Raw genomic sequence first — 23236 nt, 5'->3', positions numbered from 1 at the left:
CGCAGCGCGAATGGCGTAGTTCCCTCGATTTCAGCCAGTCTTCAAATCCTTCAGCGGCAGCTTCGAGCTTTCCTTGAGACGGTCGAGCACGATCGAGGAACGCACATGCGCCACGCTCTGATGCGGCATCAGGACGTCGTTGACGAGGTTGGACAGACCCTTGAGGTCGCGCAGCACGGCTTTCAGCACGTAGTCGGCGTCGCCCGTCAGCGAATAGGCCTCCTGGATCTCGTCGATCCGGTTGACCAGCGCGCGGAAGCGTTTTGAATTATCCGGCGAGTGGGTCGCGAGCCCGACCTGGATGAAGGCGATCACGCCGAAGCCGAGCGCCTCGCTGGAGAGATCGGCGTGATAGCCTGCGATGACCTTCTCCTCCTCCAGCCGCATCCGCCGCCGCGAGCATTGCGAAGCCGAGAGACCTGCAAGCTCGGCGAGTTCCTGGTTGGTGAGGCGGCCGTCGTCCTGGAGCGCGCCCAGGATCTTGAGGTCGAAGGCATCCACTGGAATCATGCGTCATTTGTCCATTTCGTGCACAGATCGTGCATAGGATAGCGAAAACGCGTTCCATTTGCACGCTCATTGCGCGCCCCATGAAGGATAGTTCTGGCCAGCAGCAATTTGGGAGAATCGCCAATGGGTCCGTTTCCGCACGATGCACCGCCGGCCACTGTTAGCGCCGACAATCCAATGGGTACCGACGGGTTCGAATTCGTCGAATATGCGCATCCCAATCCGCAAGAGCTGCACGATCTGTTCAAGCTGATGGGCTATGCGCCGGTCGCGCGCCACAAGACCAAGAGGATCACCGTCTATCGCCAGGGCGACATCAACTATCTCGTGAATGAGGAGCCCGGCACTCACGGCTATGAGTTCGTCGCCGCGCATGGTCCTTGCGCGCCGTCGATGGCGTTCCGCGTCGTCGATGCCAAGGCGGCCTATGACCGTGCTATTGCGCTTGGTGCCGAGCCGGCTGGCGTCACATCGGCGCAGAAGACGCTGGATGTGCCCGCGATCAAGGGCATCGGCGGCAGCCTGCTTTATTTCGTCGATCGCTATGGCGCCAAGGGCTCGGCCTATGACGCCGCGTTCGAATGGCTCGGTGCGCGCGATCCGCGTCCGGTCGGCGCCGGCCTGTTCTATCTCGATCACCTCACCCACAATGTTCACCGCGGCCGCATGGATGTCTGGACCGGCTTCTACGAAAGACTGTTCAACTTCCGCCAGATCCGCTTCTTCGACATTGAAGGCCGCGCCTCCGGCCTGTTTTCGCGCGCGCTGACCAGCCCGGACGGCAAGATCCGGATTCCGATCAACGAGGACGCCGGTGATTCCGGACAGATCGAGGAATATCTGAAGACCTATCGCGGCGAAGGCATCCAGCACATCGCCTGCGGCTGCCGCGAGATTCACGGTACCATCGAGGGTCTGCGCGCAGCCGGCCTGCCTTTCATGCCATCGCCGCCCGCGACCTATTTCGAGAAGGTCGACGCGCGCCTGCCCAAGCATGGTGAGGACGTCGCGCGCCTGCAGAAGAACGGAATCCTGATCGACGGCGAGGGCGTCGTCGACGGCGGCCAGACCAAGGTGCTGCTGCAGATCTTCTCGGCCAACGCCATCGGCCCGATCTTCTTCGAGTTCATCCAGCGCAAGGGCGATGACGGCTTTGGCGAGGGCAATTTCAAGGCCCTGTTCGAATCGATCGAGGAAGATCAGATCCGCCGCGGCGTGTTGAAGGTGGATACGGCAGCGTAGAACGCTGCCGTTCGTCCGCTCTAGCGCGCCACCGCCGCGTTCATCGCACCGTCCCGCCGCCGCGCGAGATCCTCCGGCATCCGCATCGCCATCGTGGCGAGGATGCTGACCGCGCCCATCGCGACGACGTACCAGACCCATGACAGCTTGTCGCCTGTCGTGCCGATAATCCAGGTGAACACCAGCTGCGCGGTGCCGCCAAAGAGGGTGACGCCAAGCGCGTAGGCGATCGACAGTCCGGAGGTGCGGACGATCGCGGGGAAGATCAGCGGGATGAGGATGATGCCGGCGCCGCCCGACATCGCATGGAATGCCATCAGCACCGCGGCGGTGACGACGTAGACGAGCGGCGAGCCCGACGACACCACCAGCAGCAATGCCGGATAGAACAGCAGCGTCACGATGATGCGCGGCACCACGGCGATGGTCTTCAGGCTGTATCTGTCCGCGAGCGCGCCGCCGAGCAGCGCGAAGATCGTGCCGCTCACGAAGGTGGCGAAGTTGGCCGTCATGGCCCAGCCCTGGCTGTAGTGCAGCGTGTTGATGGCGTAGGTCGCGGTGTAAAGGAAGAAGTACTGGCCGATGGTCGCGCCCGAGATCAGCAGGATGCACAGCACGACCTTGCCCCAGTGGTTGGCCAGGATGTCGGACAGCACGCCGCCGACGCTGGCATGGGCCTCTTCGGCATCCAGCGTCTCGTCGAGATTCTTGCGGATGAAATAGCCGACCGGCGCGATCAGGATTCCGAGCAGGAACGGCACGCGCCAACCCCAGCTATCATTGGCGCCGGGCGTGATCAGGAAGGCGAGGCCAAGGCCGACCAGCGCGGAGAACAGGCTGCCCAGGTTCTGGCTGGCGAGCTGCCAACTGCCGAAGAAGCCTTTGCGGTGCGAGGGCGCGCTCTCGAGCAGATAAGTCGTCGCCGGTCCCATCTCGCCGCCGGTCGAAAAACCCTGCAGCAGCCGCGCCAGCACCAGCAGGACCGGGGCGAGCAGGCCGATCTGATCGTAGGTCGGCAGCAGGCCGATGATGCCGGTGCCGAGCGCCATCAGCCAGATGGTCAGCGTCATTGCCGGCTTGCGACCGTAACGATCCGCATAAGCGCCGATGACGATGCCGCCGAGCGGTCGCGCCACGAAGCCGACGCCGAAGGTCGCAACCGTCAGCAGCAGGCTGGTGTTGGGATTGTCAGCCGGAAAGAAGGCCTTGGCGAGCCAGACCGCGAACGCCGCGTAGACGGTGAAGTCGTAGAATTCGAGCGCGTTGCCCAGTATGGCTGCGCCGACGCGCATGGTTTGGGAGGGACGCGGACGGTCAGTCTGGTTCACGGATGAGCACCTTGTGTCACTTCTGTGAAACGCGAAGTGACGCAAAAGGTGCCTGCTGACAACCCTCAAGCGCGCCCTAGCGGCCCGCTTTCCACGCAGCCGTCACGGCGGAAATCTCGGCGCTTTCCGGCTCGCGGACGGTGGAGTGTGTGCGGGAGAAGCGCGGCGCCGGCGCCGGCTGCTTCACGCCGTGGCGCTCGATGAAGACGTTGCGGGCGACCATGTGCGGATGCGCGGTCGCTTCCGACATGGTCAGAACAGGCGCGAAGCAGATGTCGGTGCCTTCCATGATATTGCACCAGTCCTCGCGCGTCTTGCTCTTGAACACGGCCTTCAGCTTCTCCTTCAGCGCGGGCCAGGCCTTGGGATCCATCTGCGCGTCGAAATCGGCATCGGTCAGGCCGGCATGCTCGCGCAGCAGGGCGTAGAACTGCGGCTCGATCGAGCCGATCGACACGAAGTGGCCGCAGGCGCATTCATAGACGCCGTAGAAGTGGGCGCCGCCATCGAGGAAATTCCGGTTGCGGCCCTCGGTCCAGCGTCCGAGCGTCTTCATGTCGAAGAAGAACGACATCAGCGAGGCCGCGCCGTCGCACATCGCGGCGTCGACCACCTGACCCTTGCCGGACCTTGATGCTTCCAGCAGCGCGGCGAGCACGCCGACGACGAGATAGAGCGCGCCGCCGCCGAAATCGCCGACCAGGTTGAGCGGCGGCACCGGCGCTTCGTCAGTGCCGATCGCCGCGAGCGCGCCGGTGATGGAGATGTAGTTGATGTCGTGGCCGGCGGCGTTCGCCAGCGGGCCTTCCTGGCCCCAGCCGGTCATGCGGCCATAGACGAGCTTTGGATTGCGTGCGAGCACCACGTCGGGACCGAGCCCGAGCCGCTCCATCACGCCAGGACGGAAACCTTCGACCAGTGCGTCGGCGCCGGCGAGCAGGTCTAGCACCTGCGCGATCGCCGCCTTGTCCTTGAGGTCGAGCTCGATCAGCTTGCGGCCGCGGCCCGCCACCGACTTCATGCTCTTCTTCGCGCCGATACGATCGAGCGTGACGACTTCGGCGCCCATGTCAGCCAGCAACATGCAGGCGAAAGGGCCGGGACCGATGCCGGCGAATTCGACGATGCGGAATCCCGCGAGCGGGCCGGAGCTGCGGATGGACGAGTCTTCTGATTTTTGCTGGGCCGGTTGATCGAGCACGTTGTTGTTTCCTCGGGTCGCGGGCGAATGCCTGATGTCAGGCCGTCGCCACGGACTTTCCTCTCTGGGGCGAGTTAATTGGCTGATTAACTCTTCTCGCCTTCACGCCAGCGAGGCAAGCGCTTTTCATACATGGGCGCATCAAAAAAGCGGCGCGCATTGCTGCGCGCCGCGGAAGATTTGTGTTGAGACGCTGAGAGTAGGATCTCAGCCCGCAGCAGTCACCGCGCGCTGCGCCATCACCTTGATCAGGTTGGCGCGGTATTCCGCCGTGCCGTGGATGTCGGCTAGCAGATTGCTTGCCGAAATGCTCACGCTGTCAATCGCCGACGGCGACCAGTTCGCCTTCAGCGCCGCTTCGATCGCAGGGACCCGCATCACGCCGCTCTGCGACGCGCCGGTCGCGGCAACGCGCACCTCGCCCGACTTGGTCTGAGCCACGAACACCCCGGTCAGCGCGAAGCGCGAGGCCGGATGCCGCATCTTCTCGTAACCCGCCTTCGCCGGAACCGGGAACGACACGGCGGTGATGATCTCGCCGTCTTCCAGCGCGGTCGTGAACAGGCCCTTGAAGAAATCCTCCGCCGCGATCGACCGCTTGTTGGTCTTCACGGTGGCGCCGAGTGCGAGCAGGGCGGCGGGGAAATCGGCGGCAGGATCGTTGTTGGCAATCGAGCCGCCGATCGTGCCGCGATAGCGTACGGCAGGGTCACCGAGCACCGAGGTGAGATGGGCGATCGCTGGAATCGCCTTCTTCACATCGGCATTGGTCATGATGTCGTAATAGGTCGTGGCGGCCTTGATGGTCAGCACGTCGCCGGAGAGCTCGACGCCCTGCAGTTCCTTGATCTTGCCGAGGTCGATCACGTCCGAGGGGCTCGCGAGCCGCTGCTTCATGACCGGAAGCAGGGTCTGTCCGCCGGCAAGGAACTTCGCCTCGCTGCTCTTGCCAAACAAGCTCACGGCTTCGTCGACCGAGGAAGCGCGATGATAAGTGGTCTGGTACATCTTTGATGCTCCCTCTCAAGCCGCGTGGATCGTGCGCCACACCCGATCAGGGGTTGCGGGCATTTCCAGGTTGTTGTTGCCGATCGCATCCGTGATCGCGTTGATCACGGCCGCGGAGGCGCCGATCGCGCCGGCCTCACCGCAACCCTTGATGCCCAGCGGATTGCCCGGGCACAGCGTCGTGGTGTGGGAGAGGTTGAACGAGGGTACATCGTCGGCGCGCGGCATGGCGTAGTCCATGAACGAGGCCGTGACCGGCTGGCCGTTGGCATCGTAGATGGCGTGCTCGAGCAGTGCCTGTCCGATGCCTTGAACCAAGCCGCCATGGACCTGTCCCTCGACGATCATCGGGTTGATCAACCGGCCGAAATCGTCGGCCGCGACGAAGTTGACGAAGGAGGTCTTGCCGGTACCAGCGTCGACCTCGAGCTCGCAGATATAGGTGCCGGCCGGGAAGGTGAAGTTGGAGGGGTCGTAGAAGGCGCTCTCCTTCAGGCCCGGCTCCATCCCGTCAGGCAGATTGTGCGCGGTGTAGGCCGCGAGCGCGACCATCGGCAGCGCAATCGCCTTGTCGGTGCCCGTCACCTTGAACTCGCCGTTCTCGATGACGATGTCGGCTTCCGAGGCCTCCAGCGCATGCGCGGCGATCTTCTTGGCCTTGGCTTCCATCTTCTCCATGGCCTTCAGGATCGCGGTGAGACCGACGGCGGCCGAGCGAGAGCCGTAGGTGCCCATGCCGAACTGCACCTTGTCGGTGTCGCCATGGACGATCGAGACCTGGCTGATGGGAACACCCAGGCGCTCCGCGACGAGCTGGCAGAACGTGGTCTCGTGACCCTGGCCGTGGCTGTGCGAGCCTGTCAGGATCTCGATGGTGCCAACCGGGTTGACCCGCACCTCGGCCGATTCCCACAGGCCGACGCCGGCGCCCAGGCTACCGACCGCCTTCGACGGCGCGATGCCGCAGGCCTCGATGTAGCAGGACACGCCGATGCCGCGCAGCTTGCCTTGCGCCTTCGCTTGCGCCTTGCGGGCGGGGAAGCCGGCATAGTCGATTGCCTTCATCGCGGCGTCGAGCGAGGCGTTAAAGTCGCCGGTGTCATAGGCCATGATCACGGGCGTCTGGTGCGGGAACTGGGTGATGAAGTTGCTCCGGCGCAACTGGGCCGGATCGACCTTGAGTTGCCGCGCCGCTGTCTCCATCATCCGTTCGACCAGATAGCTGGCCTCGGGACGGCCCGCGCCGCGATAGGCGTCGACCGGCGTGGTGTTGGTGTAAACGCCGATCACTTCGGCGTGGATCTGCGGGATGTTGTACTGGCCCGACAGCAGCGTCGCGTAGAGATAGGTCGGCACGGCCGACGAGAACAGCGACATGTAGGCGCCGAAATTGGCGTAGGTCTTGACCTTCAAGCCGGTGATCTTGTTGTTGGCGTCGAACGCCATCTCGGCATGGGTGACGTGGTCGCGGCCATGCGCGTCGGTGAGGAAGGCCTCGGTCCTGTCGCTGGTCCACTTCACGGGGCGGCCGGTCTTCTTGGAGGCCCAGAGCGCCACCATCTCTTCCGGGTAGATGTAGATCTTGGAGCCGAAGCCGCCGCCGACGTCGGGCGCGATGACGCGCAGCTTGTGCTCGGGCGCGATATTGTAGAACGCAGAGAGCACGAGCCGGGCGACATGCGGGTTCTGCGATGTCGTATAGAGCGTGTAATGCTCCTCCGCGGCGTCGTAGTCGGCGACCGCCGAGCGTGGCTCCATCGGGTTCGGCGCGAGGCGATTGTTGGTGAGGTCCATCTTCACCACATTCGCGGCCTTGGCGAAGGCAGCATCCGTCGCAGCCTCGTCACCGATCACCCAATCATAGACCTGATTGCCGGGGGCCTCGGGGTGGAGCTGCGGCGCGCCGGCCTTGATGGCGGCGTGGACGTCGGCAACGACGGGGAGTTCCTCGTAGTCGACGACGACAGCTTCCGCCGCGTCGCGCGCCAGGTTCTTGCTGTCGGCGATCACGACCGCGACGGCCTGACCGACGAAGCGCACCGTCTCCGGTGCCATCGCCGGCCATGCGCCCATTTTCATCGGGCTGCCGTCCTTGGAGGTGATGGCCCAGCCGCAGATGAGGTTGCCGACCTTGTCGTCGACGAGCTCTTGTCCGGTGAGAACGGCGACCACGCCCGGCATCTTCAGCGCGGCGGACGAATCGATCTTCTTCACCTTGGCGTGCGCGTGCGGGCTGCGGATGAAATGGGCATGGGTCATGCCCAGCAACTTGATGTCGTCAACGTACCGGCCCTTGCCGGTGATGAAACGCTTGTCTTCCTTGCGCACGACGCGCGCGCCGATGCCTTCAACACCCATGTCTGGTCCTCCCGACCGGAATTGCTATGCCTGCGCTTTCCATCGAAAGCTGCAGTGGTGATCGTTCGTTCGAGCCGGGCCCTATTCGGCCGCCTGCGAGACCTTCATGCGTCCGGCCGCATCCAGCACGGCTTTGACGATGTTGTGGTAGCCGGTGCAGCGGCAGATATTGCCCTCGAGCTCCTGACGGACCGTGCCCTCGTCGAGCTGGCCGCCATGACGTTGCACGATGTCGATCGCCGACATGATCATGCCCGGCGTGCAATAGCCGCATTGCAGGCCGTGATTGTCGCGGAAGGCGGCCTGCATCGGGTGCAGCTCGTCGCCCTTGGCGATGCCTTCGATGGTGGTGACGCTGGCGCCGTCGGCCTGGCCGGCCAGCATGGTGCAGGATTTTACCGCACGGCCGTCCAAGTGCACGACGCAGGCACCGCATTGGCTGGTGTCGCAGCCGACATGGGTTCCGGTGAGGTTGAGGTGATCGCGCAAGAGATGGACCAGCAGCGTGCGGTCCTCGACCTCGACAGCAACGGCCTTGCCGTTCACCGTCAGTTTGACTGTAGACACGTGATACCTCCCGAATGTTTGTCGTTATTCCAATTAGAGACAGCGCGAACGGAACTTTGCAACTGGGATTTTAGTCATCGCGCGTCATGGAAAGGTCATTGTGACTGTCGCCGCAGGTGCGCGATTCGGTCACGATGTTCCGTGCCGCCGCCAATGCGTGGCGTGGCCGTACAAGAAGCTTTCGAGAACGATGGCTGCTTCGTCGGTGGCTGCCGTGCTCACCTTATCGCGCGAAGCACGCCTTGGACGTCGGGCTCCTCGCGCGCCGTTTCTCCCTTTGCTGCCTTGTTCGTTGTGCGAATAGGAGCACCCTTCCATGCCCGTTGTAATCGCGATCTTGGTAGTAGGTGACGGCGATCTAAGTCATTGATTTTGTTAGCTGCGATGCAGCGCGCCGCCGCCAGCTTGGGGGGCGTGGAACGGCCGTCGGCGTCGCAACACTCGAACGTCATTCCGGGGCCCGAGCGGCGCGAGGGAGCCCGGAATCCTTCGAACGGCAGGTTGGTGGATGAATGGATTCCGGGCTCGCGACTTCGTCGCGCCCCGGAATGACATCGAATGAATGAGCCGCAGCAAAGCAGCCCTAGTACTTCCTGGCGATTGATCGCACCCGCGCGCGCGCCTAGTCGAGCTGTACAAGCAACAGCCAAGGGGTGGAAGCGATGCAGATGAACGACAGTCAGCGTATCCCCGCGTCGAAAGCCGATGTGTGGGCCGCGCTCAACGATCCCGACATTCTCAGGCGCTGCATTCCCGGCTGCCAATCGCTCGAGATGGCGTCGCCGACGGAGATGGTCGCGACCGTGGTGCTGAAGGTCGGCCCGGTGAAGGCGACATTCAGCGGCAAGGTGACGCTCACGGATATCGACGCGCCCAATGGTTACCGCATCATCGGCGAAGGCGCCGGCGGCGTCGCGGGCTTTGCCAAGGGCGGTGCGAAGGTCAGGCTGGAAGAGGAATCTCCCGGCGTCACCATCCTGCACTACGAGGCCGAGGCGCAGATCGGCGGCAAGCTTGCGCAGCTCGGCTCGAGGCTGATCGATTCGACGTCGCGCAAACTCGCCGCGAACTTCTTCGAGAGTTTTGCGTCTGTGGTAGCGCCATCATCGTGATCGATGCGCAGCATCGCTGCACCCGACGATGCAAGATCGCTAGGAACTCATCCGTCGTCCCGGATCTGCACGTCGCTTCGCTCCGCTTGTCCGGGACGACGGTCGAGTCCTGTGCCTTGCAAAAATCCGAACGTCCATTTCGAGCTGTAAAACAAGCCAAAGACGCAAGCTTCAACAAGGAGATGCACAGCGAAAGTCGCCAATGATTTGCACTACTACCTTCCGCCCATACTAAGCGCTGCGCGGCGATGTTGTAATTCCGGTCGATGGTGTCGCAGACAAACTGCGCATCACGAGCGCCCAACGCGGTGCACACAACAACATCGGAGGGAATACATGACCTTTGCTACAAAGGGCTTCTTGGCCGGCATTTCGATGATTGCGATGCTGGCCGCCGCGACACCAGGCGCTCGCGCCAACGACTCCCTGATCAAGGCGCAATCCGATTCCAACCAGTGGGCCGTTGCCGGTCACGATTACGGAAACACGCGCTTCAGCCCGCTCAAGCAGATCAACACCGAGAACGCAGGCAAGCTGACGCTCGCCTACTCGTTCTCGCTGGCGTCGTTGCGCTCGAACGAATCCTCGCCGATCGTGATCGGCAACACGCTTTACGTCTCGAGCTCATGGGGTCCGAAATACGTCTACGCGCTCGATGCGGCCACCGGCACACGCAAATGGACCTATGAGCCCGACATTCCCGATGATGTGCTGCAATATGCCTGCTGCGACGTGAACAGCCGCGGCGTCTCCTATGCCGACGGCAAGATCTTCGTCGGCCGTCTCGACGGCAAGCTGACGGCGCTCGATGCGGCGACCGGCAAGGTGCTGTGGACGTCGAAGGTGGTCGATTACAAGCAGGGCTCGGTCATCACGTCGCCGCCGCTCGTCGTACGCGACAAGGTGATCACCGGTTTCGGCGGCGGCGAATATGGTGTTCGCGGTTCGCTCCAGGCCTTCGATATCAACACCGGCAAGCAGCTCTGGCAGACCTATACCGTTCCCTCGCCGGATGAGCCTGGCGGCGACAGCTGGAAGGGTGACTCGGCTCAGCATGGCGGTGGTGCCGCCTGGCTGGTCGGCTCCTACGATGCGAAGAGCGACACGGTCTATTGGGGCACCAGCAATCCCGGCCCGTGGAACACTGCGGTGCGCTCGACCGGCGACGGCAATTTCGGCAAGCTGACCAACCTGTACACCGCCTCGACGCTCGCACTCGATCCCAACACCGGCAAGATCAAGTGGCACATCCAGACCACGCCCGCCGATGCCTGGGACTATGACGGCGTCAACGAGGCGGTGCTTGCGGATCTCAAGATCGGCGGCAGCACCGTTCCGGCGCTGATGAAGGCGGATCGCAACGGCTACTTCTTCGTCGCCAATCGCGAGACCGGCAAGGTGCTGTCGGCGGAGAAATACGTGTTCTCCAACTGGGCCAAGAAGTGGGACATCGCGACGATGCGCGCGGTCGAGGATCCCGACAAGCGGCCGGGGCCGGGTCATCCTGCCAAGGATATCTGCCCGAACCTGATTGGCGGCAAGAACTGGCAGCCGATGTCGTTCAACCCGCAGACCGGCCTCGTCTACATCCCGTCCAACAATGTCTGCATGGACTGGTCGGTCGGCGACGTCTCCTACAAGCGCGGCGTGTTCTATCTCGGCGCCGAATTCCCGACCAAGGAGGGCCCCGGCGGATTCCTCGGCGAGCTCGTGGCCTGGGACCCGGTGGCGCAGAAGAAGGTCTGGTCGATCAAGGAAGACCTGCCGTTCAACGGCGGCACGCTGACCACCGGCGGCGGCCTCGTGTTTGCCGGCAACATCCATGGCGACTTCCGGGCCATCGATGCGAAATCCGGCAAGGTGCTGTGGAGCAAGAATCTCGGCTCCGGCATCGGTGCGGGCCCGGTGACCTATCAGGTCGACGGCAAGCAATACGTGGCCATCGTCGTCGGCCGCACGGCTTCGCTACCGGCGTTCCTGGGCGACGTGGGCAAGAAGATGACGGCCGCAGCTCCCGAGGGCGGTTCGCTCTTCGTGTTCTCCGTCCAGTGACCACTCGCGCGCGTATCTTTCAGAGGTGACGAGATACGCGCGCGCTTTTTCCAGACGATCGTTGCGGCTCGGCTGATGCGCGCCGCAACGCCTGGAGCATGATCCGGAAAAGTGCGCAGCGGTTTCCCGAATAGGTCATGCTCAAAACAACAACCTAAAGCGCGATGACGATTCACCCTGATCTCATCGCGCATTGGTCCAACAATTCCCAACTGCGGGAGATGAGGATGCGTCCGAATCATCTTGGAAGTGGCAAGACGCGAAACCGTAGCATTGCCGGGCTCGTCGCATGGGCCGCCGCGTCCGCGATGGTCGCACCTGTTATCACGGCTCACGCCGACGAGGCGCAGCAGCCGCTTCGTCTCTGCGCTGATCCGACCAATCTTCCGTTCTCCAGCGATAGTCCGTCGCAGCCGGGCTTCTATGTCGAGATCGGGCAGGCCCTGGCGCAGGCGCTCGGCCGGCCGATCACCTATGATTGGTACAAATCCTATTTCGGCAAGCGCACCGTGCGCGTCACGCTGCTCGGCAAGCAATGCGACGCCATGATCGGGCTGCCGCGGTCCGAGGACTTCATGGGACCGGCCGTGATCTTCTCCAGTCCGTTCGCGAAGGAAGGCTATGCCCTCGTGGCCGCGAAGGGCCCGGCGCTCGGCGGCATCGACGGCCTCAGGGGCAAGCGGGTCGCCGTGCAGTACGCCAGCACGCCGCAAAACCTGCTCGCGAGCCGCGACGACGTCCAAATGGTGACCGTGCTGTCACCGGAGGAGGGTATGCAGGCGCTCGACCAGGGCAAGGCCGACGTCGCCTTCATCTGGGGGCCGGTTGCCGGCTGGCTGAACAAGACCGGCTACAATGACCGCTACCAGATTGAGCTCACCGAGGGCGAAGGCCTGTCATGGGATGCGGCCATCGGCTTCGCGAAGACGTCCACTGAGCTTCGTGATCGCGTCGATGCTGTCTTGCCACAGCTTCAACGGACGATCGGCGAACTCGCGGTGAAATACGGCTTGCCGAGCGGCAAGCCGGTTCGCTTCGGCGTGAACGGAGCGGTGCCTGCGGGAACAACGACTGGCATGGGAAGCGGAGCCCAGACCGGCGTTCACGTCACTGAGATCGCCAAGGTCGCCGCGACCGAGATCAAGGGCGATGCGGCTGCGCCAGCCGCCGAGGCGGTCGGTGCGGGCAAGGAAATCTTCAATGGAACTTGCGCGCATTGTCACGGCCCCGACGCGATCCAGAGCGAGCGGAAGATCGACCTGCGGCTGCTGCGTCACCGCTACGGCGACGACATGCGCCAGACATTCTGGACGACCGTGCATGAAGGACGGCCGACCAAGGGCATGCCGGCCTGGAAAGAGGTCTTCACCGACGACCAGTTCGACAACATTTATTCCTTCCTGCTGACGGTCCAGACCGAATCCAACGACTGAACGATCTTGACCAAACGCGATCGGGAGGATGTGCTAGCTTCCGTCCGGCATCATCCAGGCGCCGGACGGGTGCCGCATCGATATGTCGCTTCCGCTCTCGCGGAGGATGCCTGTGCGGCGCGATCCTGGGAAGGCGCCATGACCAGCTTCCTGATCATCGACGATCATCCGCTGTTTCGCGAAGCGCTCGGCAATGCCGTGCGGCTGGCCTTGCCGGAGGCGCGGATCTTCGAGGCGATGTCGATCGAGGACGCGCTGCATATCCTGTTGGCCGAGCAGGGCATCGACCTCGCCCTGCTCGATCTGTCACTGCCCGATGCGACCGGTTTCTCCGGCTTTCTGCGTTTGCGCGAGGCCTATCCGCGCCTGCCCGTCGCCATCGTGTCGAGCGAGGAGGACCAGCACATCGTTCGTGAGGCGCTCGCGCTGGGAGCCGCCGGCTATCTTCCGAAGTCGACGTCGAAGCGTGAGCTCGCGCAATCGATCGAGGGCGTGCTCAGCGGCTCGGTGTCGGTGCCGAAGGATTTCGTGGCGGGGCCGCGGCTGCGCCGGGCCGACGCCAGCAAGGCGCTCGAGGTCAAGCTGCGCGAGCTCACGCCGCAGCAGCTGCGCGTGCTTGATCTGCTGCGTCGAGGCTTCCCGAACCGGCAGATCGCGCAGGAGCTTGCGCTGGCCGAATCCACGGTCAAAGCGCACATCACCGAGATTCTGCGCAAGCTCGGGCTGTTCAGCCGCAACAAGGCGGTCATCGAGATCGGCGAGATGGACCTGCCCGATCCCAAGGGGCGTCCCTATGCGCGGGTCGATCGCGGGAAGCCGCAATGACGCGGTCGTCGTTCTTGACCTGGGTCAAGCCGGCCCGGCCCGGCTGGGACATTCTCACGTGAGGCAATTCAACATCCGTTCCGGTCACATCCCGGGCGAGGTTTCCCGCAAGACCTTCACAGTGGCTCACGCGCGATGCGATTTTTGATTGTCGAAGATCATCCGTTGTTTCGCGAGGCGCTCGAAGGCGCGCTCCAGATGGTGGCGCCGACGGCCGAGATCCTTGAGGCGATTTCGATCGACGGGGCGCTCGAGTTGGTCGCGGCGACTTCGGAGCTCGATCTCATCCTGCTTGATCTGTCGATGCCGGGCACGACGGGTCTTTCGGGCATCATCCGCATCCGCAAGTCGTTTCCCAAGATTCCAATCGTCATCGTATCAGGCCATCAGGATCCGCAGATCATCTCCGGCGCCCTGTCGCTCGGCGTGGCCGGCTACATCCTCAAATCGTCGTCCAAGCAGGATCTGGCGCAGTCGATCGGCGAGGTGCTGCGCGGCTCGATCTGCGTGCCCGCCGCCTATCGCGCGCCCGTCCGCCCGCAGCGCGGGTCCGGCCCGGCGCAGGATCTGATCAAACGCCTGCACGAGCTGACGCCGCAGCAATTGCGCGTGCTCGAAATGCTCAAGCGCGGCCTGCAGAACAAGCAGATCGCCTTTGAGCTGAAGATCTCGGAGACTACGGTGAAGGTCCATGTCTCGGACATCCTGCGCAAGCTCAACGTGATTAGTCGCACCAAGGCCATCGTCGAAATGTCCAGGATCGATTTCGCGACGCTGGCTGCCGAGGGGACCGGCCCGAAGCGGGAGCGTTCGCAGGCCGATCCGCCCTCGGGATAGCCAGACGTCAGTCATCGGAACGAGGCGCGCACCTCATCGACGGTTCCCTCCGGATGTTGGAGGTGAGGGTAGTGCCCAATGCCGGGGAGAAGCGTGAATTCCGCGCGTACCCTTTCAGCGAGCTCCGCTCCCATCTCCTTCTTGATGTAGAGATCTTTCTCACCCCAAATCACCTTCAACGGAGTTTTGAGCCGAGCCAGTTGCGTTTCGAAGTGGTCTTGGTCTCGTGTGAAGTGCGAGTAGTAGTGGGAGAATGCGTCGACGGTCGTCATGGCGCCGTGACTCCATCCGCGGGACATGTCGTCCCTGAATTCCTGCGAAACGTCGAACCGCGCCTCCTTGGGGAAGCCTCTTGTGAAGACGTTTTCCAGGATCTCGTCGCGATTTCTGTTCATGATAGCGCGGACCTGCGCCATGGCAGGCCCCGCCTTCAGATTTTGCAGATTCTCGGCCATGAACTGCGGCCTGTTGAACGGGGCGAAGTCGCCAACGATGATGGCCCTTGCGATATCGGGTTTTTCCACCGCCAGCAGGAGTGCCGGCAGGGCGCCGATGTCCGTTGCGTAGATCGTGAGCCTGGATGCGTCGATGTCTGCTTTCGCGATGTACCGATCCAGAACATGCGCGTAGTCCGTCGGCGCGTAGGAGAACCTGTCGACCGCGGGCCTCGATGAAAGACCGTAGCCCGGCCAGTCGAAGGCATGGACCTCGTAGTCCCCGGCGAGGGCCGCGCCGATATCCTTCCACGCATAAAGGGTCTCTGGAAAGCCGTGCAGAAAGAGGACGGTCCCCCTCGGTCTCGCGCTGCGCAGAACCATCCTTCGAAGCGTGATATCTTCGCTGATCTCGAAGAAGCCGATCGAGTTGTCGTTGGTCCGGTGTGACATGGTCAGTGTCCTTTCATCCCGTTACGAGTCGGCGTGCGGGTCGAGGTGATCTGGAGGCCAAGGAGGTCCGGCGGAGACGAATTCGGACTGCTGCTACGCCTGATGCTCGAGTACGGCCTGCGGCGTGCTCCGAAAGCTGATGGCCAGGCGATTGTAGGCGTTCATCAAGCCAATCGCGATCGTGAGATCCACGAGTTCGCGTTCGTCGAACACGGTACGGGCGGCTTGATACGCTTCGTCCGGCACGTTGGTCTCCGCAACGCGCGTCACCGTTTCGGCCCATGCCAGGGCGCCGCGTTCGCGCTCATCGAAGACGTTGCCGGCCTCTCTCCACGCTTGTACCAGCGCGAGCTTTTCGATCGTCACTCCCTTCTTGAGCAAGTCACGGGTGTGCGTGTCGAGGCAGTACGCGCAGTTGTTGATCTGGGAAATTCGCAGATAGATCAGGTCGATCAGCGCAGGCGAAAGGTTGCTCTGCATGACATAGCCGTAGACGCCGCCCAGCGCTTTCACGCCTGCTGGTGCGATCTGATTGTAGTCGAGCCGCTTGCTCATTTTAGCTCCTCGATGAACGTAGGTGGTCAGGTCCTTTTTGTCGCTCGCCGCCGTCACTTCACCAATGCGAGCAGCGGCTTGCCTTTTTCGACGATATAGGTCGCGAGTTCGCTGCCAGTGACGTTGCCGACGTTCCTTGCCGCATGAACCGTTCCGGCCGGAATGAACAGGACGTCGCCGGCCTTCAGGGTAATCGGCGGCTTGTCCTCGATCTGGTACTCGAGCGAACCCTCGAGGACATAGATGATCTCTTCGCCGGGATGCGTGTGCTTGCCGAACGCGACCCCCGGGGCGAGGTCGACGCGTACCTGGACGGCTTCGCGTCCGGGCGCAGAGAGATCGTGCCGTTGCAGATCGGTGCGCGTCACGCCCGCCTGCTGAGCCTGCGCCGCGCTGGAGGCCAGAACGCTTCCGACGACAAGCGCCGCGATCGCCAGGATTTTCCTCTTCACTTGATGCTTGGTCACTTCGTGCTCCTTGGTCAGAATTTTCAGATCGATTTGCGCAGCGGACGGAAGCCTGTGCGGACCTCTTCCGCAAAAAGTTGCGGTTGTTCCCAGGCTGCAAAGTGTCCGCCTCGGTCGACCTTGTTGTAGTGAATGAGCTTGCGATAGGCCCGCTCGGTCCAGCTGCGCGGGGCCTGGTAGATTTCGCCTGGAAAGACGCTCACAGCAGCGGGAATCGAGATGTCGACCGCGTTCAGTGCGCTCATTCCCTTGTTTTCCCAATAGAAGCGGGCCGCCGAGATCGCGGTGTTCGTCAGCCAATAGAGTGTGATGTCGTCGAGGACGTCGTCGCGCGTGACGTCGCCTGCGGAGTGCCCATTGATGGTGCGTCCGAGCACAGCCGAAGTGATCGCCGCCGCCGGCTGCGCATCGCCGTCACCGTGGTCGAGAATCCAGGCGGCGAGGCCGACCGGAGAATCTGCCAAGCCGTAGAGCGTCTGTGGCCGCGTCGCCATCATTGCGGCGTAGGCAAAATGCTTGGCGCGAAAATCCTTCACCTGGTCGAAGGCGCGTTGCTCGTCGGCTGAGAGACCGGATGGCATCTCACCGCTCTGCAACGCCTTGGTGATGTCAGGCGGAATCGTGCCGGGGAAGTTGGTGTGGATGCCCAGCAGTTCCGGCGGCGCCTGTTCGGCCATCGCATTGGAAATGAGAGCACCGATGTCTCCGCCCTGCGCGACAAAGCGGGTGTAGCCAAGGCGCTTCATCAGCTGGACCCAGGCGCGCGCGACGCGAGAGGGGCCCCAGCCGCTGGTGGCCGGCTTGCCAGAAAATCCGTAGCCGGGAACGGACGGGATCACGATATGGAAGGCGTCCGATGCGCTCGCGCCATGCGCCGTTGGATTGGTGAGAGGATCGATGATCTTCAACTGCTCGATGATCGAACCGGGCCACCCATGGGTGACGATGAGCGGCAACGCATTTTCGTGCCGCGAACGGACATGAAGGAAATGAATGTCCAGTCCGTCGATCTCGGTGATGAACTGCGGCAGGGCGTTGAGCTTTGCCTCGATCTTCCGCCAGTCATAGTCCGTTGCCCAATAGCGCGCGAGGTCCCGAAGGGTCGCAAGCTGTACGCCCTGCGATTCGTCGGCGACGGTTTCCTGCTCCGGCCACCTCGTCGCATTGATGCGGCTGCGCAGGTCAATCAGTGCCTCTTCCGGAACGTTGATCCGGAAGGGGTGGATGTCGTCACTTGTCGCCGCCGGCGCCAGATGCGCGGGGAAAAGGCTTGCGGCAGCCGCCGCGGCAATTCCCATCGCGGCGGAGCGCAACAGCTGGCGGCGGTCCGGGTTGATGACTTTGGAACTTGACTGCGCACGCATTGGACTCTCCCTCACTGGTTCGATTGGGTGACGTCGCGGCCGCGGCTCAGGCCGGCAGCGGCTGGCCCGCCTGCTCGCGGGCGATGTAATCGGCGTACCAGTCCGGCCAGTTCGCATCGTGCTGACCGCCGTTCCGCTTCTCGTGCTCGCCGTGTGCGGCGGACGCACGTCGGAGCGCGCTCGCCAGTTCAGTCGAGGAGGTGAATGTCGTGCCTGCCGGCTCTACGCGTCCCGGCAATCGCGCGGTAATCTCCTGGAACAGCCAGCCGTTGCCGTCCGGATCCCTGAACGAGACGTATGAGCGGTAGCTGGTGCGCGCGGGATCGAGGCCGCTGATCCGACGTCGCCCGAACAGATAGGGCTCGTCCGGTCCGGTGTGCACGTCGCCTTCGGCGTGGAAGACCTCGCTGACCTCGACACCGCGATCGCGCAGATCGTTTCGCGCGGCTTCGATGTCGGAGACGATCAGGTACAGGCCCTGGGCGGAGCCGGGTGCCGCCGCGGTCACGTTCTTGCCGAAGATGACCGAGGAGGGGGAGCCGGGCGGCGTGTACTGGATGACGCGGTAGTCGTCAGGCCCCGCGAAATCGGCGTCCAGCCTCCATCCGAGCGTCATGTCGATCGCCGGCGCTCTGGTGGTCTCGTTTGCATTCTTGGCAGGCATGGCTCTCTCCTGAATTAGATCGTGTCCGATATATTCGGATGCGCTGTATAAAGTCCCGCCGGCTGTCAATGTCAACCCTTCCGATTTAATCGGATGCGATATATATGCATGCGGGACTTCACATGTCCGTGTCGGAAGGGACTGCCACCAATGAGCCTGCAAAACGGTTCCAGAGACGATTCCAGAGACGATTCAACGACCAAACAGAAGCCGACCCCGGCTGCGGGCGAACGTCGCCTCGACGATTTCCTGTGCTTTGCGATCTATTCGGCCAACCTCGCTTATGGACGAGCCTACAAGCCGGGCCTCGATGAGCTCGGCCTGACCTACCCGCAGTGGATCGCGATCGTGGCGCTGTGGGAGCAGGACGACCAAACCGTGAGTGAACTCGGCAACAAGATGTTCCTGGAATCCAACACCTTGACGCCGATCCTCAAGAAGCTCGAGGCGATGGGCTATTTGCGCCGCCAGCGCGATCCCGCCGACGAGCGGCAGGTGCGCGTCAGCCTCACCGACGCCGGCCGCCGCCTCCGCGAGAAGGGCATGCACATGAATCTCGTGAAATCGAGCGGACTTAAGCCGGATGAGTTCGCGCAGTTGCAGAAAACCGTCGTCAGGCTCCGCGACAATTTAATCAAGGCGATGGAGGAGGAGTGACAGGCCCTGCCTACTTTGCATGGGGTTGTTTTCGACATTTTTGTCTTGGCCAAGCCGATAGGCCCTCCACAAGCGGGATGAGGCGAAGATCACCCGCGCTGCCTAGCTCAGCAGGAATGACAGCAGGGCCCGCATTTCGGCGGGCTTGATCGGCTTCTTGAGCACTTCGAGCCCGTGCAGGCTCGCTTCCTTCGCGGCCTTTTCGGAGTAGTCGGCCGTGATGATCATCGCCGGTGTGTCGAGCTTCAGATGCTCCCGGACGTCCGCGATGGCCGACAGGCCACTCTCGCCGTGATCGAGGTGGAGATCGGCGACGACTGCGTCCGGCGCGCCGCCGAGCTCGCTGAGGCGCAGCAACGCGTCCGCGCCTGAGCGCGTGGTGGCGACATCACAGCCCCAGCCTTCGAGCAAGGCAGCCATCGCTTCCGAGCCCGACGGGTCGTTTTCGATCAGAAGGATCTTGGCACCTTCGAGCCCGCCATATTGCCGGTCCGCGAGCTTGATTGCATGGGCCTCGTCGCTGACCTCGGTGCGTTCGGCCAGCTCCATCTCGATCGTGAAGGTCGATCCCTGGCCGATTTGCGATGACAGGCGCACCTCGTGCCCGAGCACGGTTGCGAAACGGCGCACGATGGAGAGGCCAAGCCCGAATCCGGCCTGGTCGGTGGCGCTGGCGTCGCCGCGCTGGAATTCGCGGAAGATCGCCTCCTGCTGCGCTTGTGGAATTCCGGGCCCGGTATCCGAAACCTCGACATAGACCCGATTTGCGCGATGCCCGCAGTCCATGGTGACGCGGCCAATCCGCGTATAGCGGATTGCATTCGCGATCAGGTTCTGCAGGATCCGTCGCAGCATCATCGCATCCGAGGATACCGCGAGGTCCGTCGTGCAGATGTGCAAAGCCAGGCGCTGCCGCGCGGCGATCGGCTCGAATTCGTTGCGCAGCTGCTCGAACAGGGGCGCCAGTGCAATCGCGCGTATGTCGGGCTTGAGTGCGCCAGCATCGAGCTTGGCGATCTCCAGCAAAGAGCGGAGCAGGTCTTCCAGCGTCAGCAGGGAGCGGTCGACCTGATCGATCAGCAGGCCGGCATCCTGCGATTCCATCATCTCCGTCAGCGCCGACAATGTCAGGCGCGCCGCGTTCAACGGCTGCAGCAGATCGTGGGTGACCGAGATCAGCACCGAGGATTTCAGCGAGCTTGCCGCCTCCGCCTGCTGCTTGGCCCGATACAGGCCTTCGTTGGCGCGTTCGATCGAATGCAAGGCCTCACGCAGCTGATAGGTCCGGTCGCGAACCTTGTGGTCGAGCGCAATGGCGGTTTCGAACAATGAAAAGGCGTTGAGCTGCTGGTCCATCGAGCGCTCGACGCGCGACATCAGCGCTGCATTGATCTTCTTCAGCTTCGCGGTCTCGCGCCGCAGCTGCTCAACCGTCGCAGGATCCTGCCACGCCTCGGTCACGCCTGCCGCCTGCCGATGGCGACGCCTGTAAATGTCTGGTTCACATGCATCGAGCCGAACTGTTCACCATAGGTGTGAAAACCGACGACCCGATTCTGTCGATACAGCTCGGACATGTCGCGGGCGAGCTGGTGCTGCTCGGCATCGAGCCGGCGTAGCAGGCACTCGAAGCCGATATAGAGCGACACCTCGCCAATCTGATCCTGCATTTGCGCGAAGAGGTCCTGCGTCGAGCCGACGAGACTTCGCGAGGTGGCGGCGGTGAGTACCATGCCCTCGTCGATGGCGCAGAAGAAATGCAGCGAACCGTCGGGCTCGACGCGCTGGATCGACCGCGCAAAGTAGGAGCCGCCGACACGGACCAGCACCGGGTGGGACGCAAAAGAGAAGGGGTCGAGCTTGGCATCCTCCATGATCCCGACCATTCGGGAATATTCCTCGGCGGCGGGCTCCGCGTTCAGCTCCTTCACCGTGCGGCTCTCGATGTCGGCTTCAGTGACCACCATCTTCTGCGGCATCGGCTCGAAATTGTCGCACTTGAACACCTTGAAGGGCAGCGACGTGTTCAGGAGGATCAGGAGGGCGGCATTCGTATAGGCGTGGCCTTCGAAGAACACCCACGTCTTCTCGAAGCGCAACCCGTCGCCTGCGGACCCTCCGACGATCGGGATATCGTCGAGCGAGGCGTAGATGGCGGACATCACCGCCTCTTCCCGGCGGCAGAGCCCGTCGATCAGGACCAGGCCGAAGGAATTGCCCCGGTCGACCTGTGGGCTTACGCGCAAGAGCTCGTGACATAGCTCACCGCCGATCCGCCGCCCGTCTTCGACCCGGAAGCTGTCGAGATTGAGGATCGGCCGGACTACCGCGGTAAAATCGGCACGGCTGAATGCCAGCGCCACCACGCTGTTTTCGTCCCAGCCGTCAGGTGCGAGTTCGCCGGCGGTCGTGCAGCCGCAAACCGGGGTGGTGTCGAATTGCCGGCTGATCTCGGCGATGAAATGGTGGGGGTCGTAGTGAGGTGAGAGGAAGACCAGGATCAGAGCCAGGCCGTCCGGCGGCAGCTGGGCCGCAAGCTCGGCTACAGCTCCATCGACGGTCGCAGCCTTCGATTTCGCAACGGCAACGCCGGATGCGTCGCTAAACCGAAAGTCGGTTTGCCCCACTCCGCTTCTCCCTCGAGGCTCACCTCGGTCTCGCGCCGAGTACCTGACAAGTGTCCGGACAGTAAGGTCTTTTCGGCCCTGCCGCAACTCGGCGACCGGGACTGCGCGGGCATCGGTCGGGCCCGAAGCGATCGGCCTCGCCGCCGTGCCGAATTTACCGCCCTTTATCGTTTCTGCCTTAGTTTTGCGCATCCGGGTCTGGGGGCGGGGCGCCCCCGGATCGCGGTTGAATAGACGAAATGGGGGTTGGAATGTCCGGGCGTACCGTGTCGCCGTCGAAGCGCAGCATATTTCCCACCCTCCGATTCCGCGCCAAGATCATCCTCGGCTTTGCCGCGGTGCTGGTGATCTCTGCCGGCAGCATGGCATTCGCCTATTTCGGCTTCGAGCGGGTTTCATCCGGCGTCGGCTCCTATCGCAGCAGCGTCTCGGAGGCCGATCTCGCGCGCAACATCGACCGCGAGCTGCTCGGCTACCGTTCGGCCGTCAAATATTTCGTCGTCACCGGCAAGGAAGACGACGCCAAGGCGGCGCTGGACGCCGAAGCCAGTCTAAAGAACGCCATCGACCAGGCCGTCAAGAGTGCCAAGACACCGGCGCGGCAGGACAGCGTCGACAAGCTCGCCAAGGAATTCGCGAATTTTTCCGCGACCTTCGCCAAGGTCCTCCGCGCCAAGCGCGACAGCGCGCTGCTGGTGCAGAACCAGCTCTCGCGCCAGGCCAATCTGCTGAAATACAAGCTCGATGATATCGGCAACAACGCCTCAGATTCCGAAGCGCAGGCGATCGAATTCGGCACCAAGCAGGTCAACGCCCAGTTCCAGACTGCGAGCTCCGCGGCGACCAATTTCGTCCTGACGTCCGACCAGTCAATCGCAAACAGTGCATTGGCGCGGCTGAAATTCGTCGAGAACTCGCTCGGCGCGGTCTATTCCATGGACGACAAGATCGTCGCCGGCCTGAAGGATGCCAAGACCATCCTCGTTGCCTATCGCGAAGCGCTGGAGAAGCTGATTGCCAACGCCAAGCTGGTCGACGATCTCGTCACCGAGATGAGCGGCTCGGCGGGTGCGATCTTGCGCGGCGCCTCCGCCCTGAAGGCGGATCTGGTCGCCGAACAGCAGCGGCTGGATGCGGAGTCGGAAGCGACCATCGGAAAGACCGAGCAACTGGTGCTGATGCTTGCCATCGGTGGCACGCTGTTGGGCGCGGTCCTTGCCTTCCTGCTCGGCACCGGCATCTCGCGTCCGATGATCGCGATGTGCAAGGCGATGCGTGAGCTTGCCTCGGGCAATTTCGACGTCGTGCTGCCCGGCCTCGGGCGCAAGGACGAGATCGGCGAGATGGCCGGGGCGGTCGAGGAGTTCAAGGTTCAAGCCGTCGCCAAGGCCGAGCGCGATGCCGCCGCCAGTGAAACCCAGAACAGGGAGCAGGCAGCGAGCCGCCGCGCCGAGCTGATCCGTTTTGCCGATGATTTCGAAGCTGCGGTCGGAGCCATCGTGTCCAACGTCTCGGCCTCAGCCGTGCAGCTTGAATCATCCG

21 protein-coding genes are annotated in these 23236 nt (G+C 63.1%); 8 read left to right on the top strand and 13 right to left on the bottom strand.

The window, feature by feature from the left end; genetic code table 11:
• Positions 1-30 precede the first annotated feature (30 nt).
• Complete coding sequence (locus tag XI06_RS19285) at positions 31-510, bottom strand: Lrp/AsnC family transcriptional regulator (protein WP_271606156.1); 480 nt, start codon at positions 508-510, stop codon at positions 31-33.
• A gap of 123 nt (positions 511-633) precedes the next feature.
• On the opposite strand from XI06_RS19285, the gene hppD reads away from it, so the two are divergent.
• Complete coding sequence (gene hppD, locus XI06_RS19280; RefSeq protein WP_271606155.1) at positions 634-1752, top strand: 4-hydroxyphenylpyruvate dioxygenase; 1119 nt, start codon at positions 634-636, stop codon at positions 1750-1752.
• Between the two features lie 20 nt (positions 1753-1772).
• Here the strand turns inward: hppD and XI06_RS19275 are convergent, their stop codons facing one another.
• The 5 genes from XI06_RS19275 to XI06_RS19255 form a co-directional block, all read right to left on the bottom strand.
• Positions 1773-3080, bottom strand: coding sequence for an MFS transporter (locus tag XI06_RS19275; protein WP_271606154.1), 1308 nt, complete (start codon positions 3078-3080; stop codon positions 1773-1775).
• A gap of 76 nt (positions 3081-3156) precedes the next feature.
• A complete protein-coding gene (locus XI06_RS19270; RefSeq protein ID WP_271606153.1) occupies positions 3157-4281 on the bottom strand; it encodes a CaiB/BaiF CoA transferase family protein in 1125 nt (374 codons plus the stop codon).
• Positions 4282-4488: 207 nt separating this feature from the next.
• On the bottom strand, positions 4489-5289 hold the full coding sequence (locus XI06_RS19265; RefSeq protein ID WP_271606152.1) for an FAD binding domain-containing protein: 801 nt from the start codon (positions 5287-5289) through the stop codon (positions 4489-4491).
• 15 nt (positions 5290-5304) lie between these two features.
• Positions 5305-7647: a xanthine dehydrogenase family protein molybdopterin-binding subunit gene (locus tag XI06_RS19260; RefSeq protein ID WP_271606151.1), complete on the bottom strand. Its 2343-nt coding sequence runs from the start codon at positions 7645-7647 to the stop codon at positions 5305-5307.
• An 81-nt stretch (positions 7648-7728) separates the two neighbouring features.
• Positions 7729-8214: a (2Fe-2S)-binding protein gene (locus XI06_RS19255; RefSeq protein WP_237864303.1), complete on the bottom strand. Its 486-nt coding sequence runs from the start codon at positions 8212-8214 to the stop codon at positions 7729-7731.
• Between the two features lie 662 nt (positions 8215-8876).
• Here XI06_RS19255 and XI06_RS19250 point away from each other — a divergent pair.
• The 5 genes from XI06_RS19250 (at position 8877) to XI06_RS19230 (ending at position 14473) form a co-directional block, all read left to right on the top strand.
• Positions 8877-9326 (top strand): SRPBCC family protein, encoded by a 450-nt coding sequence (locus tag XI06_RS19250; RefSeq protein ID WP_128949285.1) that lies wholly within the window; start codon positions 8877-8879, stop codon positions 9324-9326.
• A gap of 336 nt (positions 9327-9662) precedes the next feature.
• Positions 9663-11378, top strand: coding sequence for a PQQ-dependent methanol/ethanol family dehydrogenase (locus tag XI06_RS19245; RefSeq protein ID WP_271606150.1), 1716 nt, complete (start codon positions 9663-9665; stop codon positions 11376-11378).
• 227 nt (positions 11379-11605) lie between these two features.
• Positions 11606-12811 carry a c-type cytochrome gene (locus tag XI06_RS19240; RefSeq protein ID WP_333909351.1) on the top strand — a complete coding sequence of 402 codons (1206 nt, stop codon included), beginning with the start codon at positions 11606-11608 and terminating at the stop codon, positions 12809-12811.
• A gap of 138 nt (positions 12812-12949) precedes the next feature.
• Positions 12950-13636, top strand: coding sequence for a response regulator (locus tag XI06_RS19235; protein WP_271606149.1), 687 nt, complete (start codon positions 12950-12952; stop codon positions 13634-13636).
• 135 nt (positions 13637-13771) lie between these two features.
• A complete protein-coding gene (locus tag XI06_RS19230) occupies positions 13772-14473 on the top strand; it encodes a response regulator (protein WP_237864299.1) in 702 nt (233 codons plus the stop codon).
• 11 nt (positions 14474-14484) lie between these two features.
• On the opposite strand, the gene XI06_RS19225 is transcribed toward XI06_RS19230, so the two are convergent.
• The 5 genes from XI06_RS19225 to XI06_RS19205 form a co-directional block, all read right to left on the bottom strand.
• Entirely contained in the window at positions 14485-15360 is an 876-nt protein-coding gene (locus XI06_RS19225) for an alpha/beta fold hydrolase (protein WP_271606148.1), read from the bottom strand.
• 93 nt (positions 15361-15453) lie between these two features.
• Positions 15454-15915, bottom strand: a complete 462-nt coding sequence (locus XI06_RS19220; protein ID WP_271606147.1) for a carboxymuconolactone decarboxylase family protein — start codon at positions 15913-15915, stop codon at positions 15454-15456.
• 53 nt (positions 15916-15968) lie between these two features.
• Entirely contained in the window at positions 15969-16382 is a 414-nt protein-coding gene (locus tag XI06_RS19215) for a cupin domain-containing protein (protein ID WP_237864296.1), read from the bottom strand.
• Between the two features lie 23 nt (positions 16383-16405).
• A complete protein-coding gene (locus XI06_RS19210) occupies positions 16406-17746 on the bottom strand; it encodes an epoxide hydrolase family protein (protein WP_237864295.1) in 1341 nt (446 codons plus the stop codon).
• Positions 17747-17792: 46 nt separating this feature from the next.
• Entirely contained in the window at positions 17793-18410 is a 618-nt protein-coding gene (locus tag XI06_RS19205) for a glyoxalase (RefSeq protein ID WP_271606146.1), read from the bottom strand.
• A 150-nt stretch (positions 18411-18560) separates the two neighbouring features.
• On the opposite strand from XI06_RS19205, the gene XI06_RS19200 reads away from it, so the two are divergent.
• A complete protein-coding gene (locus XI06_RS19200) occupies positions 18561-19067 on the top strand; it encodes a MarR family winged helix-turn-helix transcriptional regulator (protein ID WP_237864293.1) in 507 nt (168 codons plus the stop codon).
• Between the two features lie 102 nt (positions 19068-19169).
• Here the strand turns inward: XI06_RS19200 and XI06_RS19195 are convergent, their stop codons facing one another.
• Both XI06_RS19195 and XI06_RS19190 read right to left on the bottom strand, forming a co-directional pair.
• The gene (locus tag XI06_RS19195; protein WP_271606145.1) at positions 19170-20528 is read right to left on the bottom strand and encodes a hybrid sensor histidine kinase/response regulator; all 1359 of its coding nucleotides are present in this window, start codon (positions 20526-20528) and stop codon (positions 19170-19172) included.
• On the bottom strand, positions 20525-21694 hold the full coding sequence (locus tag XI06_RS19190; RefSeq protein ID WP_237864291.1) for an FIST N-terminal domain-containing protein: 1170 nt from the start codon (positions 21692-21694) through the stop codon (positions 20525-20527). Before XI06_RS19190 ends, XI06_RS19195 begins: the two co-directional genes overlap by 4 nt.
• Positions 21695-21945: 251 nt before the next feature.
• Here XI06_RS19190 and XI06_RS19185 point away from each other — a divergent pair.
• The coding region (locus XI06_RS19185) for a HAMP domain-containing protein (protein WP_271606144.1) at positions 21946-23236 on the top strand (1291 nt) is incomplete at its 3' end.

The organism is Bradyrhizobium sp. CCBAU 11434 (genome assembly GCF_028128895.1).
GTDB lineage: Bacteria > Pseudomonadota > Alphaproteobacteria > Rhizobiales > Xanthobacteraceae > Bradyrhizobium > Bradyrhizobium zhengyangense.
This window is presented reverse-complemented; position numbering and strand designations above follow the sequence as displayed.

Coding starts and splice junctions, on each gene's coding strand:
- XI06_RS19285 (WP_271606156.1), bottom strand. CDS start 510: ATGATTCCAGTGGATGCCTTCGACCTCAAGATCCTGGGCGCGCTCCAG.
- XI06_RS19245 (WP_271606150.1), top strand. CDS start 9,663: ATGACCTTTGCTACAAAGGGCTTCTTGGCCGGCATTTCGATGATTGCG.
- XI06_RS19210 (WP_237864295.1), bottom strand. CDS start 17,746: ATGCGTGCGCAGTCAAGTTCCAAAGTCATCAACCCGGACCGCCGCCAG.
- XI06_RS19235 (WP_271606149.1), top strand. CDS start 12,950: ATGACCAGCTTCCTGATCATCGACGATCATCCGCTGTTTCGCGAAGCG.
- XI06_RS19220 (WP_271606147.1), bottom strand. CDS start 15,915: ATGAGCAAGCGGCTCGACTACAATCAGATCGCACCAGCAGGCGTGAAA.
- XI06_RS19260 (WP_271606151.1), bottom strand. CDS start 7,647: ATGGGTGTTGAAGGCATCGGCGCGCGCGTCGTGCGCAAGGAAGACAAG.
- XI06_RS19265 (WP_271606152.1), bottom strand. CDS start 5,289: ATGTACCAGACCACTTATCATCGCGCTTCCTCGGTCGACGAAGCCGTG.
- XI06_RS19205 (WP_271606146.1), bottom strand. CDS start 18,410: ATGCCTGCCAAGAATGCAAACGAGACCACCAGAGCGCCGGCGATCGAC.
- XI06_RS19250 (WP_128949285.1), top strand. CDS start 8,877: ATGCAGATGAACGACAGTCAGCGTATCCCCGCGTCGAAAGCCGATGTG.
- XI06_RS19225 (WP_271606148.1), bottom strand. CDS start 15,360: ATGTCACACCGGACCAACGACAACTCGATCGGCTTCTTCGAGATCAGC.
- XI06_RS19230 (WP_237864299.1), top strand. CDS start 13,772: ATGCGATTTTTGATTGTCGAAGATCATCCGTTGTTTCGCGAGGCGCTC.
- XI06_RS19200 (WP_237864293.1), top strand. CDS start 18,561: ATGAGCCTGCAAAACGGTTCCAGAGACGATTCCAGAGACGATTCAACG.
- XI06_RS19240 (WP_333909351.1), top strand. CDS start 11,606: ATGCGTCCGAATCATCTTGGAAGTGGCAAGACGCGAAACCGTAGCATT.
- hppD (WP_271606155.1), top strand. CDS start 634: ATGGGTCCGTTTCCGCACGATGCACCGCCGGCCACTGTTAGCGCCGAC.